This is a genomic window from Streptomyces sp. NBC_00887 (genome assembly GCF_045207585.1).
In genome coordinates this window covers 8,127,304-8,153,478 of sequence record NZ_CP108788.1, presented here as the reverse complement: position 1 = coordinate 8,153,478, position 26,175 = coordinate 8,127,304, and the positions used below count along the sequence as shown (strand labels likewise).

Sequence of the window (26,175 nt, the reverse complement as noted above, 5' to 3'; positions counted from 1 at the left end):
CTCCCCTTGACCTCAATCAGACTTGAGGTCCGACGATGTCTCCCATGACTACGCAATCCACGTCCCGCGCGGCTGACCTCGAAGCGATCAGCCGGCTCGTCGCCACCGTCGAGCACTCCCAGCAGGCCAAGGACCCCGAGGAGTTCCTCGGCCTCTTCCACCCGGACGCGATCTGGACGACCGCCCACGGCAAGGTCCTCGTCGGCCGCGACGCCATCTCGGAATTCACCCGCGAGGTGCTCCCCGCCTCGAACTGGGACGGCAGGGTCACCTACGAGGTCGCCCACGTCCTGTTCATCCGCCCCGACGTCGCGGCGGTCAAGGTCCGTCAGCGCTACCTGGCCTTGGGCGAGGAGAGCGAGGGCGCACCGCTCTACGTCATCTCCAAGCAGGACGACGGCCGTTGGCTGCTGACCGCCTGCCAGAACACCGTGGTCGTCACCTGATTCCGATCTCCGCCCAGACCGTCTTCCCCGAGGGCGGGAACGGCCTCACGCCCCAGTCCACAGCGAGCGCGTCGACGATGACCAGCCCGCACCCCCCGCCGGACGGGGCCAGGGCCCGTTCACCACGCGGGTCCGTGACCTCGATGCGCAACCGCGCACCCGGCAGGAGTACGAGCCCGAGCCGGAAACCCCGCCCCTCCAGCCGCCCGTGCCGCACGGCGTTGGCCGCCAGTTCGGCGACGACGAGCGCGGCCGCGTCGATGGGTTCGCCGCCGCGCGGCCACCCCCAGGCGGCGAGCTGCTCCACGGCGAGCAGCCGGGCGAGGCGCGCACCCCGCCGGGTGGCGCTCAGCAGCTGCGTGAACTGTGGTGCGGGTGTTACCGGTCGGCGCATGCCTGTGTGTACGGATTCGCTCTTCACGCCACTCAGCGTGGCCGGGTGACCGTACGCTGACCAGGAGTGACTACGGTACGCAGCGTGCGTGTACCGGTGCGGGTGGTGATCGGTACCGGTCGTCCGCCGTGCGGCACGCGGGACGAACGGGGCCGGCGATGGGGCTGACGGACGCGATCGGGGAGAACGACGACTCGGAGGGTGCGACGGACCTGTTCCGGGTGATCGGCCGCCAGGTCAGGCTGCTCCGTGAACGGGCGGGGCTCACCCAGCGGGAACTCGGTGAGCGGCTCGGCTACAGCGAGGACCTGGTCCGCTCGCTGGAGGGCGGACGCAGGACGCCGCAGCCGGAGTTCCTGGACGCTGCGCGGACGACGCGCTGGATGCGGGCGGGCTGCTGCGGGCCGCAACGGAGGACGTCGCCCGGGCGAAGGCCCGGGCGCGGGTGAAGCATCCGGCGTGGTTCAGGGACTATGCGCGGCTGGAGGCGGATGCGGTGGAGGTCCACGAGTACGGCAGCCATGTCGTGCCCGGCCTTCTGCAGACCGAGGACCACGCGCGTGCCCTGTTCGCGATGCGCAAGCCGCTGCTGGACGATGCGACCATCGAACTACGGGTCGCGTCGCGCATGGTTCGTCAGGAGCTCCTGACGCGATGGCCTGCGGCGATCCTGACATGCATCATCGAGGAGGCCGTGCTGCGTCGGCCGATCGGCGGTTCCGCAGTGCACACGGCGCAACTGGAGAAGCTGCTCGAACTGGGCCGGCTGAGAAGCCTGGAGCTTCAGGTCATGCCGACCGACCGGGAGCAGCATGCCGGTATGGGTGGGCCGTTCATTCTTCTGACGCCCAAGGGGCGAGCCCAGGTCGCGTACCTGGAGATTCAGAACATCAGCCGTCTGGTCACCGATCCGGACGAAGTCCGTATCCTGGCCGCACGCTACGGCAGCATCAGGGCACAGGCACTCAACCCGCCCGAATCCCTCGCTGTCATCATGGAGTTGCTGGGAGCGGCATGAGTGACAACGGCGCTGTGGACATGACGGCATCCCTCACGTGGACCAAGAGCACCTACAGCTCCAACGAAGGGGGAGCGTGCGTCGAGGTCGCCTCCGGCGGACCCGTCGTCCTCGTACGTGACTCGAAGGACGTCACCCGCCCCCACCTGACCGTCTCCCCCGCCCACTGGGCCCGTTTCCTGCGATTCGCGGCCGACCGCTGAGGGGTGCGCCGCCCGCGTCCGGGCCGCGCACCCCTCGCTCATCCGTCGCGGGTCAGATCTTGCCGGCGCCCGCGCCACCGGTCACCGAGGCCGCGACGGACGAGGCGGGCTCGGCCGTGTACGAGTACGGCGGCGTGGTGAACGAGCCCGTCTGCGAGATCTCCGTGGCCGCGCCGCCGAGGTCGTTGCCCCGCTGGACGACATAGCCGTCCTCGTCGCTGCTGCGGCTGGTCGTGATGGCGATCTTCGTGTTGCGGAAGACGTTGTTCTCGACCAGCATCTGCGCGCCCATGCGGGAGTGCACGGCGGTGTCCGCGCCTTCGACGTAGTTGTCGTAGAAGTGGCCCGTGCCGAAGCGGAGGCTCGGGATGCGGGAGAAGATGTTCTGGAAGTGGTTGTGGTGGTACGTCACGCGCAGATGGCCCTTGTCCTCGCTCTCGTTGCTGTCGCTGTGGCCGACGAGGCTGCCCTTGAAGTGGTTCTTGAAGGTGTTCCAGGACACGGTGACGTTGTCGGACGCGTGCGTGATGTCCAGCAGGCCGTCGTAGTAGTCCTTGTCGTGGTCGCGGTCCGCGAAGAAGGAGTTGTGGTCGATCCAGACCTTGGTGGAGTTCTGGACGGTGATGCCGTCGGAGGGGGCGAGCGGCTTGCTGATGTTCAGGTTGCGGATGACGATGTTCGACTCGCTCTTGAGGCGCAGGCCACCGCCGGTGAATCCGGAGGACGAACCGACGCCGAGCACGGTGGTGTTGGAGCCGATGTCGACCTGGCCGCTGAGTGAGATGAGCCCGCTCACCTTGACCGTCTTGGCGGTGTCGCCGGTGACGGCCGACTTGAACGCGGCGAGGCTGCTGACGGTCACCGCGGCGGCGCTGCCACCGCCGGTGGTACCCGCGCCGAAGCCCACGGGGCTGGACTCGGCGGCACCTGCGGAGTGGGGGAGCACCGCGACGGTGAGCGCCGCGACGGCGGAGGCGGCGGCCAGTGCCGTGATACGGCTTCGGCGGCTGCGGAGAGGGGTGCGCATGGGGGCCCTTTCTCGGTACGACTGAGTACGGGGTGCACTCATGGGTCGCCGCAGGTGGCGCTCAGGTTGCCGGGTCGGGACGATTAATTCACGTACGTGGAACTGGACTTGGATATGTGACACCGTCGGCTGCCGCCGTCTGCGGCAGCCGGGCGGCCGGGACGTCGTCGTCACCGGCGACGCACTGGTGCATGCCGTCCAGTTGGGCAACCCGGCGGTCGACGCCGGCGAGCGTGACCCGGACGCGCCCCCGCCTCCCGTGAGGCGCTGCTGGAGCAGCCCGCGGCGCACCGCGCCCTGTCGGCCCCCGCCCACCTGACTCCGGCGTTCATCGCACCGTAGTGGCCCGACCGCACCTGCCCGGAGCGGTTCTGCGTACGGTTCCTCCACGACACAGGCGGACGGGCAGGCGCGCGGGCGGGAACAACAGGGGGATCGGCCATGGGTGCGCTGGGCTTCACGTGCTTCGCCGCATGCGTGCCCAGCAGGCAAGGGCGATGGGGGTCCCGTCCGTCGTGTTCCTGGTGACGGGGCTGCTGTGCGTCCTGACGCCCGTCGGCCTCGTGGGCTACCTCTGGCTCACGCTGTGGACAACGGGGCCCACCCCCCGGCCGGGGCCGGGGGGTGGGCGCCGCCGGTCGTCAGCTGCCGTCGCGCAGGTCGCCGAGGCCGCCGGGCCGGTACGCGATCCGGTCGAAGGCCACCTCGCAGCCCTCGCCCGTGGGCGCCTGGGCGAGGAAGCCGGCCAGTACCGGGGCACGCTCCGCCCCGAGGGCGAAGACGCGCACGAAGGTCCACTTCTCGCCGTCCTCGGAGGCGTGGAAGGCGAACGCCTTGCCGGTGCGGCTGAGCCGCAGCCAGACGGTGTCACCGTCCACGACGAAGGAGTTGGCGTCGTCGGAGTGGCCTCGGGTGACGACCGTGCAGATGGTGGGGCGCTCCGGGGACAGCTCGAAGCAGAGCTTCGCCCACTCCCGTTCGCCGGCGTGCAGATAGAGCACGCCCGCGTCGAACGCCCCCGCGAAGCCGACCTTCACCCGGGCGGCCAGCCGGAAGTCTCCCTCCGGCACGGCACCCAGCAGGCGCGGGGCGTCGGAGGCGGGTTCCAGGGCGTCGCCGCCCGGCGGGACGAAGCGGTCCTGCTGGGCGCCCGCCCGGCCGGTCAGCACGCCGTCCTCGTACCCCCAGGACCCCTCCGGGCCGAACGGCTCCAGCGGAAAGGGCACTTCGGGGAGGTGCACGGTCATGCGCGGCGCCCGTCGACCCGGCGGGGCAGGCCCTGCGGGTTGTCCTCGCGCAGCTCCGGAGGGAGCAGCGCCTCGGGCGTCGACTGGTAGCTGACCGGGCGCAGCCAGCGCTCGATCGCCGTCGCGCCGACCGAGGTCGAGGTGGAGGTGGTGGCCGGGTACGGGCCGCCGTGGTGCTGGGCCGGGGCGACGGCGACCCCGGTCGGCCAGCCGTTGACCAGGACGCGTCCGGCCAGCGGGGTGAGCGCCGCGAGCAGACCGGCGGCGCTTCCGTCGGCCTCCTCGGTGGCGATCTGGAGGGTGGCCGTGAGGTTGCCGGGGAGGCGGGAGAGGACGGCGGTGATCTCGTCCTCGGAGTCGTAGCGTGCGACGACGGTGACCGGGCCGAAGCACTCCTCCAGCAGCGCGTCGTGCGGCCCTTCGGCGGCCAGCCGCTGTGCGGGGACGGTCAGGAAGCCCGCAGAGACGGTGTGCTCGCTGCCCGCGCCGGGGGTGACGGGGGCCTCCACGTCCGCGAGTGCCGCCCTCTCGGCCACTCCCGCGACGAAGGCGTCCCGCATGCGGTGGTCGAGCATGACGCCCGCACCGGTGTCGCTGACCGTCTCGGTGAGGGACTTCAGCAGTCGGTCACCGGCCTCGCCGGACGGGGCGAAGACGAAGCCGGGCTTGGTGCAGAACTGTCCCGCGCCCATGGTCATGGAGCCGCCGAGCCCGGCACCGAGCTGCTCGCCGCGCTCCGCGGCGGCGGCCGCGGTGATGACGACGGGGTTGAGGGAGCCGAGCTCGCCGTGGAAGGGGATCGGGGTGGGCCGGGCCGCCGCGGCGTCGAAGAGTGCCCTGCCGCCACGGATCGAGCCCGTGAACCCGGCGGCGGTGACGAGGGGGTGCTTGACCAGCTCGACGCCCGCGTCGAAGCCGTGCACCACGGTCACCACGTCTTCGGGCAGGCCGTTCTGCGCGGCGGCCCTGCGCAGGAGCGAGGCGCAGAGTTCGGAGGTGGCCGGGTGGTCGGGGTGCGCCTTGACGACGACCGGGCAGCCCGCGGCGAGCGCGCTCGCGGTGTCGCCGCCGGGGACGGAGAAGGCGAGCGGGAAGTTGCTGGCCGCGTAGACGGCGACGACGCCGAGCGGGATCTTGTAGCGGCGCAGGTCCGGCCAGGGCGGGGTCCTGCTGCCGTCCTCGTGGTCGATGTGGATGTCGAGGAAGGAACCCTCCTCGACGACCTCCGCGAAGGCCCGCAACTGGGCTGCCGTGCGGGCGAGTTCGCCGGTGAGCCGGGCCGGGCCGAGCGCGGTCTCCGCGTCGGCGGCCTCGATGACGTGCTCCCCCGCACCGGCGAGCAGATCGGCCGCGGTACGCAGGAACGCGGCGCGCACCGTGCGGTCGGCCAGCGTGTCGCGCACGGCATGCGCGGCCCTGACCGCGCGGTCGACCTCCTCCGCTGTAGCCTCCACCGCAACCTGCTCACGCGGGTTCCCGGTTCGGGGGTCGACACTCCAGACTGGTGCTGCTGCCACCGTGTTTCCTTCCGGTCCACTGCCACACATCAGGAGTTGTTCGGTATTCTGAACAGAGTTCCTGATCGTGAATATGCAGGGGACTCTATTTCCGGGCGTTCCGTGTTGGCAAGAAGTCGCAGCGTTGCGCAGGTTGTACAAGATGGCTGGAAGGGGCATAGGGCGATGTCGGTTGCCGAGTCCGGTGGGACACAGGTCAAGTCAGCGGTACGGACGGTGGAGCTCCTCGAATACTTCGCGGGGCGCCCCGGTATGCACTCACTGGCCGCCGTGCAGGAGGCCGTCGGGTACCCCAAGTCCAGCCTCTACATGCTGCTCCGCACGCTGGTGGAGCTGGGCTGGGTCGAGACCGACGCGACGGGCACGCGGTACGGGATCGGGGTGCGTGCCCTGCTCGTCGGCACCTCGTACATCGACGGTGACGAGGTGGTCGCGGCCGCCCGTCCCACCCTGGACCGGCTCTCCGACGACACCACGGAGACCATCCACCTGGCCCGTCTGGACGGGACGAACGTGGTGTACCTCGCCACCCGGCAGTCCCAGCACTATCTGCGCCCGTTCACCCGCGTCGGCCGCCGGCTGCCCGCCCACTCCACCTCGCTCGGCAAGGCGCTGCTGGCCACCCACAGCGACGAGCAGGTCCGCAAGATGCTGCCCGAGACGCTGCCCGCGCTGACGGAGCACACCCTCACCGACCGCGAGAAGCTGATCGAGGAACTGCACCTCATCCGCGAGCAGGGGTACTCGGTGGACCGCGAGGAGAACACGCTGGGACTGCGCTGCTTCGGGGTCGCGATCCCGTACCGCACCCCGGCGCGCGACGCGATCAGCTGCTCGGTGCCGGTCGCCCGGCTCACGCCCGCGCACGAACAGATGGTCAAGGACGCCCTGTTCGACGCCCGCGACCGGCTGACCCTGGCGACCCGGAGGCTCTGACACCGTGCGCATCGAACTGCGCGAGGTGCGGGACGGCGACCTGCCCCTGTTCTTCGCGTTCATGAGCGACCCGGAAGCGACCCGGATGGCGGCCTTCACCAGCGCCGACCCCTCCGACCGTGCCATGTTCGACGCCCACTGGCAGCGCATCCGCGCCTCGGACACGGTGATCATACGCACGGTGCTCGCGGATGACGTGGTGGTCGGCAGCGTGGGGGTGTACGGGCCGCCTGCCGAGCGTGAGGTGACCTACTGGCTGGACAGGGCGCAGTGGGGCCGGGGGCTGGCGACCGCCGCGCTGCGGGCCATGCTCGACGCCGTGCCCGAGCGTCCGCTGCACGCGCGTGCCGCGGCCGACAACACCGGTTCGGTGCGGGTGCTGCAGAAGTGCGGGTTCACCCTGACCGGCACGGACCGGGGCTATGCGGAGGCGAGGGGCGAGGAGACCGACGAGGTGCTCCTGCGCCTGGACGCCTGACACACCTGGGCCGATGGCACGGCAGCTGAGAAAACGGTGAGAAGGGACACGAACGGGAACGTCCCGGGCTCCCCCGCTCGTCCTCCAGCGGGATGAACAAGACAATCAGGCGCGCTTCGGTCTTCTGTCTGCTCATGGTCCTCGCCCTGCTGGTGCGGGCGACCTGGGTGCAGGCGTACGAGGCCCGGGCGCTCGCGGACGACGAACACAACCGGCGGAACACGATCGCGCGGTACGCGCAGCCGCTCGGTGACATCATCGTGGCCGGTTCCCCGGTCACCGGTTCGAAGGAGACCACGGGCGGCGATCTCCGCCACAAGCGGACCTACACCCGGGGCGAGCTGTACGCGTCGGTCACGGGCTACAGCTCACAGGCCTACGGCGCCACGCAGCTCGAAGGCATCTACAGCGATGTGCTCGACGGCACCGACAACCGGCTGAAGGATCCCGCCGCGGTGCTCACGGGCGAGCAGTCAGCCCCGGGGCAGGTTCTGACGACCATCGACCCGGACGTCCAGAAGGCGGCCTTCGAGGCGCTCGGGGACGACCGGGGCGCAGCCGTCGCGATGGATCCGGAGACCGGCCGGATCCTCGGCATGGTGTCCTCGCCGTCGTACGACCCGTCCGCCATCAGCGGGACGACCGACGGGGACGCATGGCAGAAGCTGCTCGACGACAGGAGCAAGCCCCTGGTCAACCGGGCGCTGCGGCAGCCGCTCCCGCCCGGCTCGACCTTCAAGCTGGTGGTGGCCTCGGCGGCCCTGGACAACGGTCTGTACGACTCGGTCGACGAGCCGACGGACAGCCCCGACCCGTACACCCTGCCGGGCACGACGACGGTCCTGTCGAACGAGAACCCCTCCGCCCCCTGCGAGAACGCCACGCTGCGCACCGCGCTCCAGTACTCCTGCAACAACGTCTTCGCGAAGGCGGCCGCCGACCTCGGGCAGGACGAGCTGAAGGCGATGGCGGACGCGTTCGGGTTCGACACCGGGAAGCTGGACGTGCCGGTGCGGGCCGCCGAGAGCGTGTACCCGACGGGCATGGACGAGGCGCAGACCGCGCTGACCGGTATCGGCCAGTTCGAGGTGACGGCGACCCCGATGCAGATGGCCATGGTCTCGGCGGCCCTCGCGAACGGCGGTGAGCTGGCCGCGCCGCACATGGTCTCCGAGGTGACCGACGCCGGCGGCTCCGCGCTGCAGGAGTTCGAGGACGGCGACACCGAGCGGGTCGTGTCGGAGTCCACGGCCGAGCAGCTGCGCAGTGCGATGGTCACCGTCGTGGAGGAGGGCACGGGCACCAACGCCCGGATCGACGGCGCGGAGGTGGGCGGCAAGACGGGCACGGCGCAGAACGGCGTGGACAACAGCAACACCCCGTACGCCTGGTTCACCTCGTACGCGAAGGACGACTCCACCGGCAAGCAGGTCGCGGTCGCGGTGGTCGTCGAGGACTCGGGGGCGGCCCGCTCGGAGGTCAGCGGCAACGGTCTGGCGGCGCCGATCGCGCAGAAGATGACGAAGGCGGCGCTCAAGGGCTGACGCACGGTGGGTTCCGGCAGCGGCCGGAACCCACCGTGCCCGCTACTTCACCCCGAGCAGCTGCTCGATCGGGTCGATGGCGAAGTACACCGCGAACAGCGCCGAGGTGCCCCACAGCAGCCAGTGCACCTCGCGCGCCTTGCCGAGGAACGCCTTGATGACGACGTACGCGACGAAGCCGGCGCCGATGCCATTGGTGATGGAGTACGTGAACGGCATCACGGCGATGGTCAGGAAGGCCGGGATGGCCAGCTCGAAGCGGTCCCAGTCGATGTGCTTGACCTGGGTCATCATCAGGAAGCCGACCGCGATCAGCGCAGGCGCCGCGGCCTGCATCGGCACGATGGTCAGGACCGGGGTGAGGAACAGGGCGAGCGCGAACAGGCCGCCGGTGACCATGTTGGCGAACCCGGTGCGTGCGCCCTCGCCGACGCCCGCGGCCGACTCGATGTAGGTCGTGGCGGAGGAAGCGGACGCCGCGCCACCCGCGACGGCAGCCGCGCCGTCGATGAGCAGGACCCGGCCGAGGCCCGGGACCTGGCCGCGCTCGTCGAGCAGTCCGGCCTCGGCCGTGACGCCGACGACGGTGCCCATCGTGTCGAAGAAGTCCGACAGGATCAGGGTGAAGACCAGGAGCACCACGGTCAGCACGCTCACCTGACCGAAGGAGCCGAACAGGTCGAAGTTGCCGAGGAGCCCGAAGTCCGGCGAGGCGACGATCTCGTCCGGCATCTGGGGCACGGTCAGGCCCCAGGACTTGACCTCGGCGAACTCGTTGACCGCAATGGCGACCACGGTCATCAGGAGGATGCTGATGAGGATCGCACCCTTGACCTTGCGGGCGAGCAGCACGATCGTCAGGAGCAGCCCGGCGCAGAAGACCAGCATGGGCCAGCCGCTCAGCGTGCCGGTGCCGAGCTGGACCGGCACGGTGGTCTGGGCGACATCCGGGATGCGTGTGACGAATCCGGCGTCGACGAAGCCGATGAAGGCGATGAACAGGCCGATGCCGACGCTGATGGCTTGCTTGAGCGGCTGCGGAATGGCGTGCATCACCGCCTCTCGCAGACCCGTCAGGACGAGAACGCAGATCAGCAGGCCCTCGAGCACGATGAGACCCATCGCGTCGTCCCAGCTCATGAGAGGCGCGATCTGGAAGGCGACGACTGCGTTGAGTCCGAGCCCGGCAGCCAGAGCCAGCGGCAGATTGCCGCCCACACCCATGATCACTGTCATCACGGCGGCCACCAGAGCCGTGGCCGTGACGAGTTGGACCGGATCGAGCTGGTCGCCGAACTTGTCCTTGGCGCTGCCCAGGATGATCGGATTGAGCACGAGAATGTACGCCATCGTGAAGAACGTGGCGAACCCGCCGCGTATCTCCCTTCCGTACGTCGAACCGCGCTCCGTGATGCGGAAGTAGCGATCCACGGCCGATCCTGATCCTGATCCTGGCCCTGGCCCTGCGGCAGGCGTTCTGGCGGAATCCGCCTTGCCGGTCGCGCTGGTCTGCATGGTTTCTCCTGTTGTCTACGGATGGGCGCGAGGAGTGCACACCCCCAAGCGCACGGCACGGCATGGAGGGGTCAACGCCCTGGTGGGATACGCCGATAGCCGCACAGCGGACGTCACGGACGAACGCACACGCGACGACGGGACGCGTGTGCGGATCATACGCGCGCCACAGGAGTGCCTGATTCCCTTACGGAAAAGGGGAGTTACAGGATCCTCGGGTGTTCGAGACGCGCCATTCGTGCACTGCTTCTTGTCATTTTCCACAAATCGAGCCAGCAGGTTTCCACCAAATCCGACAACTGGCGATACAGACCAATGGGCAGCATGACGATCGCCCCCTACCCTGTGCCCGTGCAGCATCACTCCTCAGCCGACCCGGCGCCCCCCTTCAACGCGCGTGCCTCTCGGGCCATGCGCGAGAGTTTGGGCATGGCGCCCGGGCATGTGGCCTACGGCATGCGCGCCTCATACGGGATGACCCACGTCACCGCGGATCACATCACCGCCTGGGAGCGCGGCACCTCCTTACCCTCGGCATCCGAACTCGCGGCGCTGGCCGGGGCATTGTGGTGTTCGCAGAGTCAACTCATCGGGGCGCCACGAAACTTGCGGGAGCACCGACTCGCGCGCGGACTCGCCGTCGACGACATAGCCCGCGCCACCGGACTGGATGTTCACGCCTACCAGCTCATGGAGTCGACCGGGGAGTGGACCGGCACCAGCCGCCAGTCCGCGGCACTCGCGAGGGTCCTCGCGCTCAACCCCCGGGACTTCATCACAGTGACCGGACTGGACGGGGAACTGACGCAGATGCTGCACGACGCGGTCGGCACTCGCTGGCAGGCCCACACCCGCCCGATCGCCCGCCTGCTGTCCGTGGACCGCCGCGAGCTGTCGGACCCGTTGCGCGAGATGCACCAGGAGTACCAGGCACTGATGACCGCGACCCTGAGCAGGGCCGGCGGTTCGTCCGCCTCGGGCGAGGCGGGTCAGCGCTACCTGGAGGAGATCCTGGACCACTTCTGGTCGAAACTCCCGCCCTCGGGTGCGGGTAGTTGACCTTGGTCCACAGGGTTCACGTTTTCGCTGTGTTACGTCTTACTGGGTTGTGCACCGTGTCGAAGCGCTTCCGCGGTGCGCTGGTACGCTCACGCACCTTGCCCGCGCTCCGCGGGCCGGACCGGGAGCGTACGCAGCCAACAGCCTGAGCGCACGGAATCGGATGCAGGGAGACGTACCCGTGGGCACAGTCGTCGACGATGCTGCCGCCGCCGAGTTCCATGCGTTCTTCGAGGCGCACTATGCCGAACTCGCCCGGCTCGCCCATCTGCTGACCGGTGAGGCCGACGCGGCGGACGATCTGGCGGCCGATGCGCTCATGGCGCTCTGGCACCGGTGGGACCGGGTCAGGGGCGCCGACCACCCCGTCGCGTACGCGCGCGGGGTCGTCGCCAACCTGGCCCGTACGCGCATCCGCAGCGCCGTGCGGGAGCGCCGCAGGATCGCACTGTTCTGGGCGCCGCGCGGGTCCGGTGACGGATACGCCGTGGACGACCCCGATGTGTCGGCGGTGGTGGACGTGCAGGGGGCTCTGCGGAGGCTGCCGTTCCGTAAGCGCGCGTGCGTGGTGCTGCGGCACGCCTTCGATCTGTCCGAACGGGACACCTCGCTGGTGCTGGGGATAACGGTCGGTACGGTGAAGAGCCAGACCTCGCGCGGTGTGGCGGAGCTGCAACGACTGCTGGGCCCCGAAGCCCCGGCGGCGCAGAAGCAGGTGGCCACCGCGGGGCAGCGCACCGGAGGAAGGCACTGATGGACGACGACCTGCGTGAGCGGCTGCGCCACGCCGCCGCCTCGCACCGCCCCGACCGGGAGCGGATGCTGGCCCGGATCGAGCGGAGCATGGCCGAGGAGCCGCCGGTCCGTCTCCCCCTGCGCGCCCCGCACGCCCCGAAGCCGTGGCTCCGGGTCGTGGGCGCGACGGCGGCGGTGTGCGGGGTCCTGGTGGCCGGCGCGATCGCCGTGACCTCGGCGGGGCAGGGCGAGCAGGGCATGGGACGGCCGGGGCAGCAGGTGGCCGGTGAACCCGTGTCACCCGCGCCGGAGTCGCGGCCCACCGCGCGGGGCGGTGCGCTGCCCGCCGAGAACGGGCCGCTGTGGTCGGACGGTTCGGTCGACGCCCACAGCAACAGGTACTGGGCGCAGAGCAATGTGACGCTCAGGACCACGCAGCCGCTGACCGCGCTCGCCGTCGAACTCCGGGTCGCGCTGAACGGCGGGGTGAACACCACCGGATCCTGGCGGTCCCTGCCGGAGGAGGACTTCGTGGCCTCCGCGCAGGAGGAGGACGGGTTCCTCGTCTACCGGTGGACGCTGAAGCCGGGACGGAACGTGCAGGCGGGCACGTACACCTTCGCGGCGCAGTACAACCACACCGAAGGCGTCCGGAGCGCGGGACGGGACGACTACACGGCGCGGGCCCGTGGGGCGGGCGGACAGGCCTCGGTGGGCGGCGGCTTCGGCCTGGGCCGCTGAGGCACCCGGGCCGGCCGGGGCAGGTGGTGCGAGGAACGAGCGCCGGAAAATGATCCGTACACGGCAACCCTTCCGCGCGTCGGTGGCGACCAAGGAGCGCAACACTCCCCCACCACCGAGGAACGGAACAAGGAACATGAGGGAACGAGCCGCACTCCGGCACACCCACCGGCGCCGTCCCGGCCGCCGCCGCATGGCAGCCGCGCTCACCGCGGCGCTGGGCCTCACCGGCGCCGCCCTGGCCACCAACGTGATGCTCCAGCCGGCCGGCGCGGCAGCCGCCGCGGTGCCCGCCTGGCCCACGGCCAAAGGCAGCCAGGCGGCCTCGTCGACCATCGAGGTCTCGGGGACGTACGACGGCGGCCTGAAGCGCTTCTACGGGAGCGGCGACCTCGGCGACGGGGGCCAGGACGAGGGCCAGGACCCGATCTTCAAGCTGAAGGACGGGGCGACGCTCAAGAACGTCATCCTGGGCTCGCCCGCCGCCGACGGCATCCACTGCTCCGGCAGTTGCACGCTCCAGAACGTCTGGTGGGAGGACGTCGGCGAGGACGCCGCGTCCTTCAAGGGCACGTCGACCGGCTCCGTGTACACGGTGTACGGCGGCGGCGCCCGAAAGGCCTCCGACAAGGTCTTCCAGTTCAACGGGGCCGGCAAGCTGGTCATCACGAAGTTCCAGGTCGCCGACTTCGGCAAGCTCGTCCGGTCCTGCGGCAACTGTTCCAAGCAGTACAAGCGCGACATCATCGTCAACGACGTGGACGTGACGGCGCCCGGCAAGTCCCTCGTCGGCATCAACACCAACTACGGGGACACGGCCGCGCTCCGCTCGGTCCGCATCCACGGCGACAGCAGCAAGAAGATCAAGCCCTGTGTCCGCTACACGGGCAACAACACGGGTGCCGAGCCGAAGGAGACCGGCAGCGGCCCGGACGGCACGTACTGCCGCTACTCCTCGTCGGACATCAGTTACGACTAGGAGTCTTCCTTCCGGATCAGGCACAAGGGCCGTGGTCCGGCGCTGTCGGCGCCGGACCACGGCCCTTCGCGGCCGCAGGGTCGATCGCCGGTACACCCCCTCGTATATACGCTCAAGGTAAGTCATCTGTACGAAGAGATCGCATGTCCAAGTTTCTGCTCGAAATCGACGACGCCGCTCCTGCCGGGCCGCCGAGCGAGATCCTCCACCCGGCCCGTTCGGGAACGGACCGACTGGCCAAACAGGAACGGCTGCACCACCTGTTGACCTGGGCGCCCACCCCCGACGGCGTCTTCCGCGGGGCTCGGGAGGTCCAGGAGATCCTGACCGGGTACGGAGAGCACCACTCGGCAGGGCCGGTCGACCCGGTCGTCGCCGCCGTCGCCGAGATGTCGGACCTCACGCTCCGCCACTACGATGCCGACTTCGAAACGATCGCGCGCCGCACGGACCTGCGGACCGGTGGCTCGCCGAACCCGGCACCGCGTAACGGGCTGCCGGGCGGCGACACCAGGTCACACGCAGGGCCGCCAGTCGCCGAGGTAGTCGGCGGGGGTGTGCGAGCGGGCCTCGGAGGCTGCGAGCTGGGGGCGGTTTTCGGGGACGGTGACGCGGGCGCCGGGGCCGGTGTTGCGGTATTCGGCGAAGCGCTGGTCCTGCCAGGGGAAGCCGGCGGACATGGTGGCGTACGGCGTGACGGCGTCGATGCCCGCGCCGAGGTGGCTGTCGCGGACGGTCAGCATCGGCCGTGCGGTGGGATCGGACGAGGGCACCCACGGGCGGGCCAGTTTGTAGTACGCGTCGGGGGCGGTACCGGTGACCCGGGAGCGCAGGACCAGGTAGCCGTGCGGGTTCGCACCGGCGGTGCTGGGCGCGAAGACGAAGCCGTACGGGGCCGACGCGAGGTCGGTACGGGTCAGGGTGCGGAAGTGACAGCGGTCGTACACGGCGGTGGCGCGGCCGAACACGAAGTCGACGTCACCCTCCACGTAGCAGTCGCGGTAGTACTGGCGGGCGAACGCGGTCAGGGACAGCGAGTCGGCGTACAGGGTGTCCTGGTGGCCGAGGAAGCGGCAGCCGTAGAACGCCGAACGGTCGCCCTGGACCTTGATCGCGACGGCCTGGGTACCGGTGTACTCGGGGTTGTCCGAGCGCAGCCAGTCGTTGGCGAACGTCAGGTCGCGGGCGGTGAAGTCGGCGGCCTGGACCGTGACGGTGGCCGATCCGCTGGTGCCGTAGGTGCCCGAGCCGTCGGGCTTGGGCGTGCCGGCCGCGTTGTTGTGGACGATGACGGTGTCACGCGGGTCGCCGCTCGCCCCGATGAGGGTGAGGCCGGCCCGGTCCGCCGGGACGGTGACCGTTCCGCGGTAGACGCCGGGGGCGAGCACCAGGGTGTGCCCCGTACCGGTGGCCGCGGCCACGGCGGACCGGACGTCGGTGTGGTCGCCCCGGCCCTGCGGGTCGACGTAGAGGGTGCGGGAGTCCAGGCGGCGGTCGGGTGCGCCGTAGCGGCCGAACGGACGGACCTGCGCGGGCCGGGCGTGTGCGGTGGGGGCGCCGACGGCGAGGGCGGCGCCCGCGCCGGCGAGCAGTGACAGCGCGCTGCGTCTGCTGGTCATGGCGGTACTCCTGACATGCGAGGCGGGGAAAGTGAGTGGCCGGAGCGGCTCTCTCCGGGGTGGTGGGGAGAGTGCGGTGCCGCTCCGGCCGGTTCGGATGTGCGTCGTCAGCGGCCCGAGACCCTGCCCGCTCCGGCCTTGAGTGCGACGAGCACGGGGACGACGAGCGGGTGGTCGACCTTCGTGCGCAGCTCGGGCGTCCAGCCGGCGCCCACGGTGAGCTGCTCGGCGGGCACACCCGCGTTGTGCACGGCGATCAGGTCGGTCTTGCGCCCGTTGACGTAGTTGTTGTCCGCGGTGAGCGGGGACTCGGACCACTTCTTGAGGATGGTGGCCTTGTCGAAGCCGCTGCCGAGGCTGAACGCGTTGTGCTCGGCGACGAGCTTGGATTCGAATCCGATGCCGTACGAGTAGCCGTAGGCGCTGCCGGTGGTGGCGACGAAGTGGTTGTTGTACGAGTCGACCTGGCCGAAGCGGACGCGGGGCGCGCGCTCCTTCACGTCCTTGAAGAGGTTGTGGTGCAGCGTGACGCGGAGCTTGCCGCGGTCGCTCGCCCCGGCGCCGTCGCTGTTGCCGATGAGCATGGTCTTGTCGTGGTCCTTGAGGACGTTCCACGACACGGTGACGAGGTCGGCGCCGCGGACGATGTCGAAGAGCCCGTCGTGCTGCTGGAACACCTGGCCGAAGTAGAGGGGCTGGTCGGCGTCGGGCCGGTCGCCGTCGCTGAAGGTGTTGTGGTCGACCCAGACGTGGGTGGAGCCGTAGACGACGAGGTTGTCGTACTCGGAGTTCCAGGCGCCCTTGTCCCCGTCGGTGGGGTCCCACTGCGGGAAGCAGTCGTAGGTGTCCTCGAAGGCGATGTTGCGGATGATGACGTTGGAGACGCCCTTCACCTGCAGGCTGGCGCCGATGATCGTCGCGTCGTCGCCGACGCCGACGAGGGTGGTGTTGGAGGGGACCTTCACGTTGACCGCGGCCGCCTGCAGCTTCGCGGAGGCCACACGGGCGTCCTCCAGCGGACCCGCCGGAACCTCGGTCGTGCCCCATACCGCGGGGTCGTAGGCCGCGAGGTACTTCTCCAGGGTGTAGCCGTCCTGCTCGTAGTCCTCGCAGCCGATCGGGGTGCCGTTGACATCGGAGTTGCCGTGGACGGTGCCGGCGATTCTGATGATCTTGGGGGCGTCGCCCGCGTCCTGGAAGGCCGCGATGAGCTCGGCGCGGTTCGTGACGGTGTAGATGTGGTCGGGAGTGGCCTGCGAGCCGCCGGTGGTGGAGCCGTCGGCCGCGGCCCAGCCGTCGCCTGCGGGAAGTACGGCGCGCTCGATCCCCTTGCCGTGGTGCGTGGCCGCCTGGGCGGGGACGCTCACGGCGAGGGCCAGCGATGCGCAGCCCAGCACCACGGCGGTGGCACGGGCGTGGGACATGCGTGCGGGCATGGCGAATCCTTAACTGTCGTACGGGAGGAAGAAGAAGGGGGTGAAGCGGTTCAGGCCTGCGGCCAGGTGATCCACTCGACGGGGACCGGGTCGTCGAGACGGCGCAGGTCCCGCGGGGCGAGCACGCGTTCCGCGCCGAGGGCGCGGGCGGTCGCCCGGGCCACGTCGATCGCGCCCGCAGGCCGGAAGTGGGTGTTGTCCTGCTTGCCGTCCGGGTAGTTCGGGGACTCCCCCGGCTCCAGCCAGTTGAAGTAGGGCTCGGTCCCGTCCGGGCCGAGTTCCTGCCAGCGGGCGAGGGAGAGCGCCTGGAGGTCGAGCAGCGGCACGCGCTCCTCGGCCGCCAGGGCGCGCATGGCGGCGGGATACTCGCCGTGGGTGGGCTTGGCGGTGCCGTCGGCCGCGAAACGGCGTCGCTCCACCGGCGTCAGCAGCACGGGCTCCGCCCGGCGGGCCCGCGCGCCGTTCACGTACTGGCGCAGGTACTCCTGGTACGTGGTGTACGGGTCGGTGCCGCGGGCCGGGTCCTCCGTCTTCTCGTCGTTGTGCCCGAACTGGATGAGGACGAGGTCGCCGGGGCGGACACCTTCGAGGAGGGCGGTGAGGCGGCCCTCGTCGATGAAGCTCTTGGAACTCCGGCCGTTCATCGCGTGGTTGGCGACGGTGAGCCCACGGCCGAGGAAGAAGGGGAGGGCCATGCCCCACCCGGTCTCGGGTGCGGCGTCGGCGTACTTCTGGGCGGCCGTGGAGTCGCCCGCGATGTGGAGCGTCCGGGACCGTGGCCGGCCCCCGCCGTGGGCGAGTGCGGGGGTGGCGGTGAGTGCGAGCGGCAGCGCGAGGAGCGCGGCTGCCGTCTGCCTGCGGGTGAGTGACACAGCGGGACTGCCTCTCTCGTACGACTGGCTCGTACGACGTACCGAACGTGCTCGACGTACCTGACGTACTGGGCCTGGTGTACAGGGGGAGAGGGACCGGCGGCGGGGCGCGACCCGAACCGCCGCCGGATCCCGGTCATCGGGTACCGGCCGTGGCGAGACGGACGGATCAGTGGCCCAGGTCCTTCCACTCCTTCTGGGCGGTGTTCAGCTCGTCGGCCATCTTGTCCAGGAACTGCTTGGCCGTGACCTTGCCGAGCAGCAGCTTCTGGAACTCCGGCTCGTTGTCCGCCTTGCTGATGTTGTTCCAGTCGGGCAGGTAGTACGGCAGCTGCACGATCTTGGTGGAACCGTCGGTGAGCGCCTTCGCGGCGAGCGCCGTCGGCTCGGTCTTGGAGATCCAGGGGTCCTTGGCGGCCTCGGTGTTGGCCGGGATGGCACCCGCGGCCTCGTTCCACTTGCTGTTCGACTCGTGCGAGGCGGCGAACTCGATGAACTTCCAGGCCGCCGTCTTGTTCTCGCTCGCCCGGAACAGGCCGAGCCCGTCGACCGGGTTGGAGACCTGGACCCGGGTGCCGCCCGCGCCGATCGGTGCCGGGATGCCGGCGAACTTCTCCGCCCCCAGTGCCTTCAGGTGGTCCTGGTAGGAACCGAGGTTGTGGCTGAGCATGCCGATGGTGCCGGTGTCCCACTGGGCGACCATCTTGGTGAAGTCGTTGTTGACGTCGGCCGCGGGCGTCGTCTTCTTGAAGAGGGCGGCGTACTTCTCCAGCGCGGCGACGTTCTTGGGGTCGTTGAGCGTCGTCTTGTCGCCGGCCCAGAACTCCGTGATGCCGGACTGGCCGTAGGACGCGTCCAGGGCCTGCGCGATGGAGCCGGCGCCGCCGCGGATGGTGTAGCCGAATTTGTTGTTCTTCGCGTCGGTGAGCTTGTCGGCAGCCGTGTAGAAGCTGTCCCAGGTGGTGGGCGCCTCGAGGTTCGCCGCCTCGAACAGGTCGGTGCGGTACCAGAGCGCACCGTTGTTCGCGGAGGTCGGCACGCTGTACAGGTCGTCGCCCCGGCCGCCCGCGTCCTTGACGCTGTCGACCATGGTCTGGACCAGCTTGCCGTTCAGCGACGACTCCTTGATCCGGTCGGTGACCGGCACAAGGGCTTCCTGCGACACGATGTTGGCGAGGTACGCGGTTCCGACGCCGCCCACATCGGGCAGGCCGCCGCCCGCGATCGCCGTGTCGTACTTGGACTGGACGTCGGCGATCGGGATCGGGACGTACTTGACCTTGATGTCGGGGTACTTCTTCTCGAAGTCCTTGATGATCTCGGTCCAGATGGCGGTGCGCGGACCGCCGTTGTTGTCCCAGAAGGTGATCTCGCCCTTGCCGCTGCCCTCGTTGCCGGTGCCACTGCCGTCGTCACCGCACGCGGTGGCCGTCAGGGCGAGCGCCGCTGTGAGGGACATCGCGGCCATGGCGCGCCCCCGCTGCGTCTTGGAGATGGTCATCGTCGGCTCTTCTCTCTCGGTACTGATCGGTGAAATCGCTGGTGTCGCAGGTGCTGTGCGTTACGTCAGTGGGGGGCTGCCGTGGGGGTGGTCTGTGGTGTGTGCGGTCAGCCGCTGGTACGGAAAGCGGTGAAGGAAGCCGTCCCGGCGGGGCCGGTCCCGGCCGGTGCGGTGGCGAAGAGGCCGAGCAGGGCGCCGACCCAGCGCCAGGGTGTGGCGGCGAAGACCTGGCCCGAGAGCCGGAATCCGTCACCGGTGTCGGCGAAGAAGCGGCAGCGGGCCCCCGTGGTGACCGCGATGCGGATCCGGACCCGCCCCTCGGGTGCCGCGCGGGGGTGTTCGGCGTCCCGTTCGTGTTCGGCGACGGCCTCGGCGTAGCGGTGGACGAGCCGGGCCGTCCCGTCCTCCCCGGCCTCCAGCCCGATCCAGCTGAAGGCGTCCCCCAACACCGCGAGTCCGGCGTTGGCACCGGGCTCCCGGCTGTGCAGCGCGAGGTCGACCTCGACGCTGAACTCCTCGGCCGGCAGGCGTTGGACCAGGACGTTGGACAGGGCCCGCAGATCGTGCGCGTACGCGGTCCGTACGCAGCTCAGCCGCAGCCCGTCACCGCCGTGTTCGACGGTCCAGCCGGGCCGGGGGGTCGCCGTCCACTGCCACTGCCTGCCGTACCGCCCGCCGGGGAAGTCGTCGCTGGAGGCCGGGGCCTCGACGGGCTGTTCGGGCGCCTCGGGCTTGGCGTGCACGGCGACGGGTTCTCCCCCGTCGCCGATGACCGGCCAGCCGTCGCTGTCGACGGGCCAGCTCATGGGCTGGAGGTGGACCACCCGCCCGTAGGGCCCGCGGGACTGGAAGTGGAGGAACCAGTGGGAGGAGGGACCGCCTTCCGCGGTCTGCACCCAGGCGCCCTGGTGCGGCCCGTTGACGCCGGTCGCGCCCTGGGCCAGGACGACCTTCTCCTCGTACGGGCCGAAGAAGTTGCGCGACCGGAAGGCACCCTGCCAGCCGGTCTCCACTCCGCCGGCCGGGGCGAAGATCCAGAAGTACCCGTCGTGGCGGTAGAGCTTGGGCCCTTCCAGGGTGAACCAGCCGGGGATCGTGTCGGCGTCGACGAGGGTCTTGCCCTCGTCGAGCAGCTCGCGTCCGTCGGGGCTCATCCGGTGGCCGGTGAGCCGGTTCTTGATGCCGGAGCGGGACTTGGCCCAGGCATGCACGAGATAGGCCTCGCCGGTCTCCTCGTCCCACAGGGGGCAGGCGTCGATCAGCCCTTTTCCTGCCTTCACGAGGTGCGGGGCGCTCCACGGGCCGCGGATGTCCTCGGCGTTGATCTGGTGGATCCCGTGGTCGGGGTCGCCCCAGAAGATCCAGAAGCGTCCGGCGTGGTGCCGCAGTGAGGGGGCCCACACCCCGCAGTCGTGGCGGGGCACCGCGAAGTCGGCGGCCGGTTCGAGGCGTTCGAGCGCATGGCCGAGGAGTGACCAGTTGACGAGGTCGCGCGAGTGCAGCAGGGGCAGGCCGGGGACCCGGCCGAAGCTGGACGCGGTGAGGTAGTAGTCCTCGCCGACCCGCACGACGTCCGGATCGGACCAGTCGGAGTTCAGGACGGGGTTGCGGTACGTGCCGTTGCCGAGGTCCGCGGTCCAGGGTCTGCTCATGCGGTCGCCACCTTGCGGACGTAGCCGGCGGCGGTCTCGCGGTCGAGCGTGCCGTCGGCGATGACGGTGACCACCCTGCGTACGACGGTGGCACCGGCCGCGACGGGGAGCCGCCGGTCCGCGGCGAGGGAGGATCCGACGCCCGGGTACTCGGTGGTCCGCACGAACCACGGGTCGCGCCGGGTCTCGTCGGTCGCCCCGGCGAAGACGAGGGTCCAGCCGTCGCCGGTCAGGGCCAGCCAGTCGGCGGCCCTTCCGTGCACCGCCTCCTCGCCGTCGAGGGTGCCGCTGAACACGCCGGGCGGGGTGGGTTCCTTGGGGGCGCGCCAGAAGAAGCCGCCGTATCCGGCGCCGGGCCGGCCGTTGGTGGCGGGGCTGCCGATGGAGAGGTCCGTGCTGCCGCGGTTGGTCAGCGAGAAGGAGAAGTCCAGCGCCCAGGCGGTGTCGGTGAGTTCGCTGACGGCCACGGTGCGGTGCTCGCGCAGCAGCTCGGTGCCGTCGGCCTCCCAGCTGAGCTCCTCCACGAAGCCGTCCGGGTCGCGGAGCTTCCAGCCGAGGTGGCGCTGGACCCCGTGGTTGTCGAGCTCGGTGGGGCCCTGGTCGCGGACGAAGGTGCGCCCGCCCCAGAAGTTGTGCCCGGCCACGTCGGGGACGGCGACGGAGGCGCCCAGGTGGTGGATGTGGTCGGCGGGGCGTTCCTCGGTGACGGGGGTGCCAGCCAGGGTGGTGACGGGGTGGAGGTAGGGGCGGCTGTCCGTCCCGGGCCGGTAGCTGTAGCGGCCCACGGGGCGTCCGGCGCAGCTGAGGAGTGCGGTGGTCACGGTGTGCTCACCTCGCTGGGTTGCGCCCAGGGGGCGCCTAGTTCGGAGAAGAGGGTGAGGGTGTCGGCCCCCGCGGCGACCATGGCGTCGATGCCGCGCACGATGCGCCGCACCCCGTCACCGGTCTCGGCGGGCCGGGTGACCCAGGCGCCGGCGGGCAGCGCGGTGGGTTCGGGGGCGGTGCGCACTGCCTCGACGACCCGCATGAACGCGCCGGTGCGGTGGGGCGGTACGAGCAGCTCGGTGCCCCGCAGCAGGTGGTCGACGAGGTTCTCCAGGAGATCGGTCCGCCCGTGCACGGCTTCCTCGGGACCGTGTCCCGCGCGCTGGACGAGGACCCGGTCCTGCTTGTACCAGAAGGTGATGCGCCCCCGGTCGCCGTGGACGATCACATAGGGCTCCCCGGCCTGTTCGGCGCAGAGGGTGACCGCGGCGGTGACCGGCAGCCCGTCCGTGGTGGTGACGCGGACGCTGCTGGTGTCGTCCGCCTCGATGTCGTGGGCCCGGAACAGCTCGGTCTCGATGGACGCCACGTCCTCGGCGGAGCCCCGGTCGGCGAGTTCGAGCGCCGTGGCGAGGGCGTGTGCCAAGGGGTTGGTCAGCACACCGTCGACCACGTCCGTGCCGCCCAGGGTGCGGCGGCCCGCCCAGGGTGCCCGCCGGAAGTAGGCGTCGTCGCGGACCCAGGCACCGGCGGCGCCGATGCCGCGTACGTTGCCGATGGCTCCGGAACGTACGAGTTCCTTGATGGCGGGCACGGCGTGCGAGCCGAAGGACTGGAAGCCGACCTGGCAGGCGATGCCGGCTTCCCGCACACCGTCGGCCATGCGGGCGTAGTCGGCCCAGGTCGCGGCGGGCGGCTTCTCCAGGAGGAGATGGACGCCGCGGTCCGCCGCCGTCAGGGCGAGCGCGGTGTGGGTCGGGATGGGGGTGCAGATGATGGCGGCGCGGGCGCCGGTGGAGTCCAGGAGCGCCCCGAAGTCGGCGGACTGCTCGGGCATCTCGGCGGCGAAAGCGTCGAGTTCGCCGTCGGTCAGCGGGTTCAGTTCGCAGATCCCGGCCAGCCTGACGAGGCCCTGGTGCTGGAGGCGGCGGATGTTGGCGAGGTGCCAGCGGCCGTGGCCCCGGGCGCCTGCCAGGACGACGGTCAGCGGTGTCGTGGTCATCCGGCCCTCCCCGCTCCGGCCCCGCGGGCGACGTCGGCGGCGGCGCGTTCGGCGCTGTCGACCGGGCCGTGCAGGGTGGGTGTCCAGCCGGTGTCGGTGGCGAGGTCGGTCTCGCTGCCGGAGTTGTAGGCGTTGTAGATGGAGACCAGGTCGACGGGGAAGCCGTTGAACACGGTGCCGCGCTGGGTGAGGGCGCTGCCGTTCCAGCTCTTCAGCAGGTCGGCGACCTCCACGTGGCCGGGGCTCTCGAAGGAGTTGTTCTCGGCGACGATCCGGGACTCGGTCGAGACGCCGAGGGAGTAGCGGTAGTCGCCCTCCCCGGGGATGACGTAGCGGTTGTTGTAGAGGTGGACCTGGCCGAAGCGGACGCGCGGTGCGCGCTGCACGACGGAGTGGAACTCGTTGTGGTGCAGGGTGACGCGCAGCTTGCCGCGGTCGGTGGTGACCCCGTCGCCGTTGCCGATGAGCATCGCCTTGTCGTGGTCGGCGAACCGGCTCCAGGAGACGGTGACCAGGTCGGCGCCGTTGGTGATGTCGAGCAGCCCGTCGTGGCGCAGGAAGTTGCGTCCGAAGTAGGTGGGTTCCCGGTCGTCCGGGTGGCCCTTGTCGCTCGCGGTGACGTGGTCGACCCAGACGTGGGTGGCGCCGCGCAGCCACAGGGTGTCGTACGCGGTCTTCCAGTCGCCGAGTCCGCCGGTGTTGGGCTGCCAGGCCGGGAAGCAGTCGTAGGCGTCGCGGAGTTCGAGGTTGCGGACGATGACGTTGTCGGCGTCCTTGACCTGGAGGCTCGCGCCCTTCAGTACGCCGTTGCGGCCCACGCCGACGAGCGTGGTGTGGGAGCCGACGAGCAGCTCGACGCGTTCGGCCTGGCGGGCGGCGGACGCCTTGCGGGCGTCCTCCTGGGGTCCGGCGGGCTTGGCGCCGCCCCAGGTACGGGGGTCGTAGGCGGCGAGGTACGCGTCGAGGGCGTAGCCGTCGGTGGCGTAGTCGTCGCAGTCCAGCCGCCGTCCCCGGTCGTCGGTGTTGGCGTCGATGGTCCCGGCGACACGGATGATCTTGGGTACGGAGCTGCCGCCGTCGAGCGCGGCGACGAGCTGGGCCCTGGTGCGCACGGTGAAGACGTGGGCGTCGTCGGCGGCCGAGCCGCCGGTGGTCCCGGTGCCTTCGGCGGCCCAGCCGTCGTCGGCGGCGAGGACCTCCCGGCCGAGGTCGCGGTCCGCGGCGGGCGGCTGCGCCGCCGGTGCCGGGGTGGCGGCCTCGGCGCCCGGCTGGAGGGCCAGGCTGCCGAGGAGCAGGGCGAGCGCGGCGGCGGCGCGGCGCGCGGCGCGGGGGCGTGGGGTCATGTCCGTCAGCCCTTCACTGCGCCGGCGCTGAAGCCGGTGATCAGCCACTTCTGGATGAAGGCGAAGACGATCACCACGGGCACGGCGGCGATGACACCGCCCGCGGCGAGCGCCCCGAGGTCGACGCTGTCGGCGCCGATCAGGGTGTTCAGTCCGACCGGGATCGTCTGCTTGTCCTGCTCGCTGAGGAACATCAGGGCGAACAGGAAGTGGTTCCAGCTGTGGACGAAGGCGAAGGAGCCGACGGCGATCAGTCCGGGGCGCAGCAGCGGCAGGACGACCGCGCAGAAGGCCCGGAAGCGCGAGCAGCCGTCCACCCAGGCGGCCTCCTCCAGGGAGACCGGCACGTTCTTGATGAAGCCGCTGATCAGGATGATCGACAGGGGAAGCTGGAAGACGGTCTCCGCGATGACGACGCTCCCGAGGGAGTTGATCATCTGGAGGTTCTTGAAGATCTCGAAGAGCGGTACGAGCATCAGCGCGCCCGGGATGAACTGCGAGCAGAGCAGCGCCAGCATGAACGCGCTCTTGATCTTGAAGTTGAACCGGGCCAGGGCATAGCCGCCGGCCAGCGCGACCAGGGTCGTGGCGAACAGCGTGCAGACGCCGACGATCATGCTGTTCTGGAAGAAGAGCGCGAAGCTCCGCTCGTTCCAGACCTTGGAGAAGTGCTCCCCCGTCATCGGCCAGGGCACCAGCGAGGTGGAACCGGCGGGCCGAACGGCGAACAGGAACATCCAGTAGAAGGGGATGAGCGTGAAGAGCAGGTAGATGCCGAGCGGCACGTAGATCTGCCAGCGCGGTACGTCGTCGAAGGCACGCTCGCGCTTGGGTCGGCGGGTCGAGGAGGGCGGCGGGGCGCTGTGTCGCACAGACCGTCCCGGGGCGCTGTTCTTCTCTGCGAGTGCGGCAGTCACTTGTGGTCGCCTCCGAACTTGCTCAGGCGCAGATAGACGATCGAGCAGAAGAGGAGGATCACGAAGGCGACGGTGGTGAGTGCCGAGGCGTAGCCGAAGTCGTGGCCCTCGATGCCGGTATTGGCGACATAGAGCGGCAGGGTGGTGGTTTCTCCGGCCGGTCCGCCGCCGGTCAGGGTGTAGAGGAGGTCGACGTTGTTGAACTCCCAGACACCGCGCAGCAGTGTGGCGAGGATGATCGCGTCCCGCAGGTGCGGGAGGGTGATGTGGAAGAACTGCCGCAGCCGGCCCGCGCCGTCGACCGATGCCGCCTCGTACAGCTCCTTCGAGACGGACTGCAGGTCGGCGAGGATGAGGATGGCGAAGAAGGGGACACCGCGCCAGAGTTCGGAGATGGTCGCCGCCCAGAAGACGGTCCCGGTGTCGGAGAGCACCGAGGTGCCGTACTCGCCGATTCCGGCGTCCGCGAGATAGCGGCTGAAGCCGGTCGAGGAGTTGTAGAGCAGGATCCAGATGGTGCTGGTCAGCACCCCGGAGACGGCCCAGGGCGAGAAGACCATGGCGCGTGAGATGCCGCGGCCGATGAAGCTCTGGTTGACGATCAGGGCGAGTGCGAGACCGAGCGCGAGCTGCAACGTGACCTGGGTGAAGACCCATTGGGCGCTGAAGCCGAGCGTCGGCCAGAACTGCTCGTCCTCGGTGAAGATGCGGGTGAAGTTGTCGAAACCGGCGAAGCCGTTCCGCCACGGCTTGGTGACGTTGTAGTTCTGCAGGCTGTAGTAGAAGACGCTGATCACCGGATAGGCGATGAAGCCCAGCATCAGCAGGCCCGCGGGCGCTATCAGCAAATACGGCAGGCGGCGGGGGCTCGCCGAGCGGCGCCGGGGCACCTTGGGCGGCGGTGTGGCCACGGCTGCGGATTGGGCCATGACACGTCTCCGATCTCTGGGAAGTGCTGGATGTGCCGTGCGGTGGTGCGTGTGCCGTGCGGTGGTACGTGTGCCGTGCA

The 26,175-nt window shown here is 70.3% G+C and carries 24 protein-coding genes and 1 pseudogene; 10 read left to right on the top strand and 15 right to left on the bottom strand.

Annotated elements, in window-relative coordinates; genetic code table 11:
• Positions 1-35 precede the first annotated feature (35 nt).
• Positions 36-446: an SgcJ/EcaC family oxidoreductase gene (locus OG844_RS37130; RefSeq protein ID WP_406389235.1), complete on the top strand. Its 411-nt coding sequence runs from the start codon at positions 36-38 to the stop codon at positions 444-446.
• Here OG844_RS37130 and OG844_RS37125 read toward each other — a convergent pair.
• On the bottom strand, positions 439-840 hold the full coding sequence (locus OG844_RS37125) for an ATP-binding protein (protein ID WP_406389236.1): 402 nt from the start codon (positions 838-840) through the stop codon (positions 439-441). The two genes, OG844_RS37130 and OG844_RS37125, sit on opposite strands and share 8 nt — an antisense overlap.
• A gap of 158 nt (positions 841-998) precedes the next feature.
• Here OG844_RS37125 and OG844_RS37120 point away from each other — a divergent pair.
• Positions 999-1,858, top strand: a pseudogene (locus OG844_RS37120) (Scr1 family TA system antitoxin-like transcriptional regulator).
• Positions 1,855-2,061, top strand: a complete 207-nt coding sequence (locus OG844_RS37115) for a DUF397 domain-containing protein (RefSeq protein WP_406389237.1) — start codon at positions 1,855-1,857, stop codon at positions 2,059-2,061. Before OG844_RS37120 ends, OG844_RS37115 begins: the two are co-directional and overlap by 4 nt.
• Before the next feature lie 52 nt (positions 2,062-2,113).
• Here the strand turns inward: OG844_RS37115 and OG844_RS37110 are convergent, their stop codons facing one another.
• The 3 genes from OG844_RS37110 to OG844_RS37100 form a co-directional block, all read right to left on the bottom strand.
• On the bottom strand, positions 2,114-3,088 hold the full coding sequence (locus OG844_RS37110; RefSeq protein WP_406389238.1) for a polysaccharide lyase family 1 protein: 975 nt from the start codon (positions 3,086-3,088) through the stop codon (positions 2,114-2,116).
• 641 nt (positions 3,089-3,729) lie between these two features.
• Complete coding sequence (locus tag OG844_RS37105; protein WP_406389239.1) at positions 3,730-4,335, bottom strand: DUF1349 domain-containing protein; 606 nt, start codon at positions 4,333-4,335, stop codon at positions 3,730-3,732.
• A complete protein-coding gene (locus OG844_RS37100; RefSeq protein WP_406389241.1) occupies positions 4,332-5,852 on the bottom strand; it encodes an aldehyde dehydrogenase (NADP(+)) in 1,521 nt (506 codons plus the stop codon). The genes OG844_RS37105 and OG844_RS37100 overlap by 4 nt, the downstream gene beginning before the upstream one ends.
• A gap of 165 nt (positions 5,853-6,017) precedes the next feature.
• Between OG844_RS37100 and OG844_RS37095 the strand changes: the two genes are divergently transcribed.
• The 3 genes from OG844_RS37095 (at position 6,018) to OG844_RS37085 (ending at position 8,810) form a co-directional block, all read left to right on the top strand.
• Positions 6,018-6,788 carry an IclR family transcriptional regulator gene (locus OG844_RS37095; RefSeq protein ID WP_406389242.1) on the top strand — a complete coding sequence of 257 codons (771 nt, stop codon included), beginning with the start codon at positions 6,018-6,020 and terminating at the stop codon, positions 6,786-6,788.
• A 4-nt stretch (positions 6,789-6,792) separates the two neighbouring features.
• Positions 6,793-7,266, top strand: a complete 474-nt coding sequence (locus OG844_RS37090; protein WP_406389243.1) for a GNAT family N-acetyltransferase — start codon at positions 6,793-6,795, stop codon at positions 7,264-7,266.
• Positions 7,267-7,358: 92 nt separating this feature from the next.
• Positions 7,359-8,810, top strand: coding sequence for a peptidoglycan D,D-transpeptidase FtsI family protein (locus OG844_RS37085; protein ID WP_406389245.1), 1,452 nt, complete (start codon positions 7,359-7,361; stop codon positions 8,808-8,810).
• Between the two features lie 42 nt (positions 8,811-8,852).
• Here OG844_RS37085 and OG844_RS37080 read toward each other — a convergent pair whose 3' ends face one another.
• Complete coding sequence (locus OG844_RS37080) at positions 8,853-10,325, bottom strand: NCS2 family permease (protein ID WP_406389246.1); 1,473 nt, start codon at positions 10,323-10,325, stop codon at positions 8,853-8,855.
• 429 nt (positions 10,326-10,754) lie between these two features.
• Between OG844_RS37080 and OG844_RS37075 the strand changes: the two genes are divergently transcribed.
• From OG844_RS37075 to OG844_RS37060, 4 genes are all read left to right on the top strand, one after another.
• Positions 10,755-11,384: an XRE family transcriptional regulator gene (locus OG844_RS37075; protein ID WP_406389247.1), complete on the top strand. Its 630-nt coding sequence runs from the start codon at positions 10,755-10,757 to the stop codon at positions 11,382-11,384.
• Between the two features lie 181 nt (positions 11,385-11,565).
• A complete protein-coding gene (locus OG844_RS37070; RefSeq protein ID WP_406389248.1) occupies positions 11,566-12,138 on the top strand; it encodes a SigE family RNA polymerase sigma factor in 573 nt (190 codons plus the stop codon).
• On the top strand, positions 12,138-12,860 hold the full coding sequence (locus OG844_RS37065; RefSeq protein ID WP_406389249.1) for a hypothetical protein: 723 nt from the start codon (positions 12,138-12,140) through the stop codon (positions 12,858-12,860). Before OG844_RS37070 ends, OG844_RS37065 begins: the two co-directional genes overlap by 1 nt.
• Positions 12,861-12,996: 136 nt before the next feature.
• Positions 12,997-13,839 carry a pectate lyase gene (locus tag OG844_RS37060; protein WP_406389251.1) on the top strand — a complete coding sequence of 281 codons (843 nt, stop codon included), beginning with the start codon at positions 12,997-12,999 and terminating at the stop codon, positions 13,837-13,839.
• Positions 13,840-14,354: 515 nt separating this feature from the next.
• Here OG844_RS37060 and OG844_RS37055 read toward each other — a convergent pair.
• The 10 genes from OG844_RS37055 to OG844_RS37010 all read right to left on the bottom strand — a co-directional run bounded on the left by OG844_RS37055 (position 14,355) and on the right by OG844_RS37010 (position 26,095).
• Positions 14,355-15,458 (bottom strand): pectinesterase family protein, encoded by a 1,104-nt coding sequence (locus OG844_RS37055; protein ID WP_406389252.1) that lies wholly within the window; start codon positions 15,456-15,458, stop codon positions 14,355-14,357.
• A 107-nt stretch (positions 15,459-15,565) separates the two neighbouring features.
• Positions 15,566-16,894, bottom strand: a complete 1,329-nt coding sequence (locus tag OG844_RS37050) for a polysaccharide lyase family 1 protein (protein WP_406389254.1) — start codon at positions 16,892-16,894, stop codon at positions 15,566-15,568.
• 50 nt (positions 16,895-16,944) lie between these two features.
• Positions 16,945-17,766, bottom strand: coding sequence for a rhamnogalacturonan acetylesterase (locus tag OG844_RS37045; protein WP_406389256.1), 822 nt, complete (start codon positions 17,764-17,766; stop codon positions 16,945-16,947).
• Positions 17,767-17,935: 169 nt separating this feature from the next.
• Complete coding sequence (locus tag OG844_RS37040; RefSeq protein ID WP_406389257.1) at positions 17,936-19,267, bottom strand: ABC transporter substrate-binding protein; 1,332 nt, start codon at positions 19,265-19,267, stop codon at positions 17,936-17,938.
• 107 nt (positions 19,268-19,374) lie between these two features.
• On the bottom strand, positions 19,375-20,919 hold the full coding sequence (locus OG844_RS37035) for a family 43 glycosylhydrolase (RefSeq protein ID WP_406389258.1): 1,545 nt from the start codon (positions 20,917-20,919) through the stop codon (positions 19,375-19,377).
• Positions 20,916-21,740 (bottom strand): PmoA family protein, encoded by an 825-nt coding sequence (locus OG844_RS37030; RefSeq protein ID WP_406389260.1) that lies wholly within the window; start codon positions 21,738-21,740, stop codon positions 20,916-20,918. The genes OG844_RS37035 and OG844_RS37030 overlap by 4 nt, the downstream gene beginning before the upstream one ends.
• Positions 21,737-22,906, bottom strand: coding sequence for a Gfo/Idh/MocA family protein (locus OG844_RS37025; protein WP_406389261.1), 1,170 nt, complete (start codon positions 22,904-22,906; stop codon positions 21,737-21,739). Before OG844_RS37025 ends, OG844_RS37030 begins: the two co-directional genes overlap by 4 nt.
• Positions 22,903-24,249 (bottom strand): polysaccharide lyase family 1 protein, encoded by a 1,347-nt coding sequence (locus OG844_RS37020; RefSeq protein ID WP_406389262.1) that lies wholly within the window; start codon positions 24,247-24,249, stop codon positions 22,903-22,905. The genes OG844_RS37025 and OG844_RS37020 overlap by 4 nt, the downstream gene beginning before the upstream one ends.
• A gap of 5 nt (positions 24,250-24,254) precedes the next feature.
• Positions 24,255-25,166 carry a carbohydrate ABC transporter permease gene (locus OG844_RS37015; protein ID WP_329212322.1) on the bottom strand — a complete coding sequence of 304 codons (912 nt, stop codon included), beginning with the start codon at positions 25,164-25,166 and terminating at the stop codon, positions 24,255-24,257.
• The gene (locus tag OG844_RS37010; protein ID WP_329212320.1) at positions 25,163-26,095 is read right to left on the bottom strand and encodes a sugar ABC transporter permease; all 933 of its coding nucleotides are present in this window, start codon (positions 26,093-26,095) and stop codon (positions 25,163-25,165) included. The genes OG844_RS37015 and OG844_RS37010 overlap by 4 nt, the downstream gene beginning before the upstream one ends.
• Between the last annotated feature and the right edge of the window lie 80 nt (positions 26,096-26,175).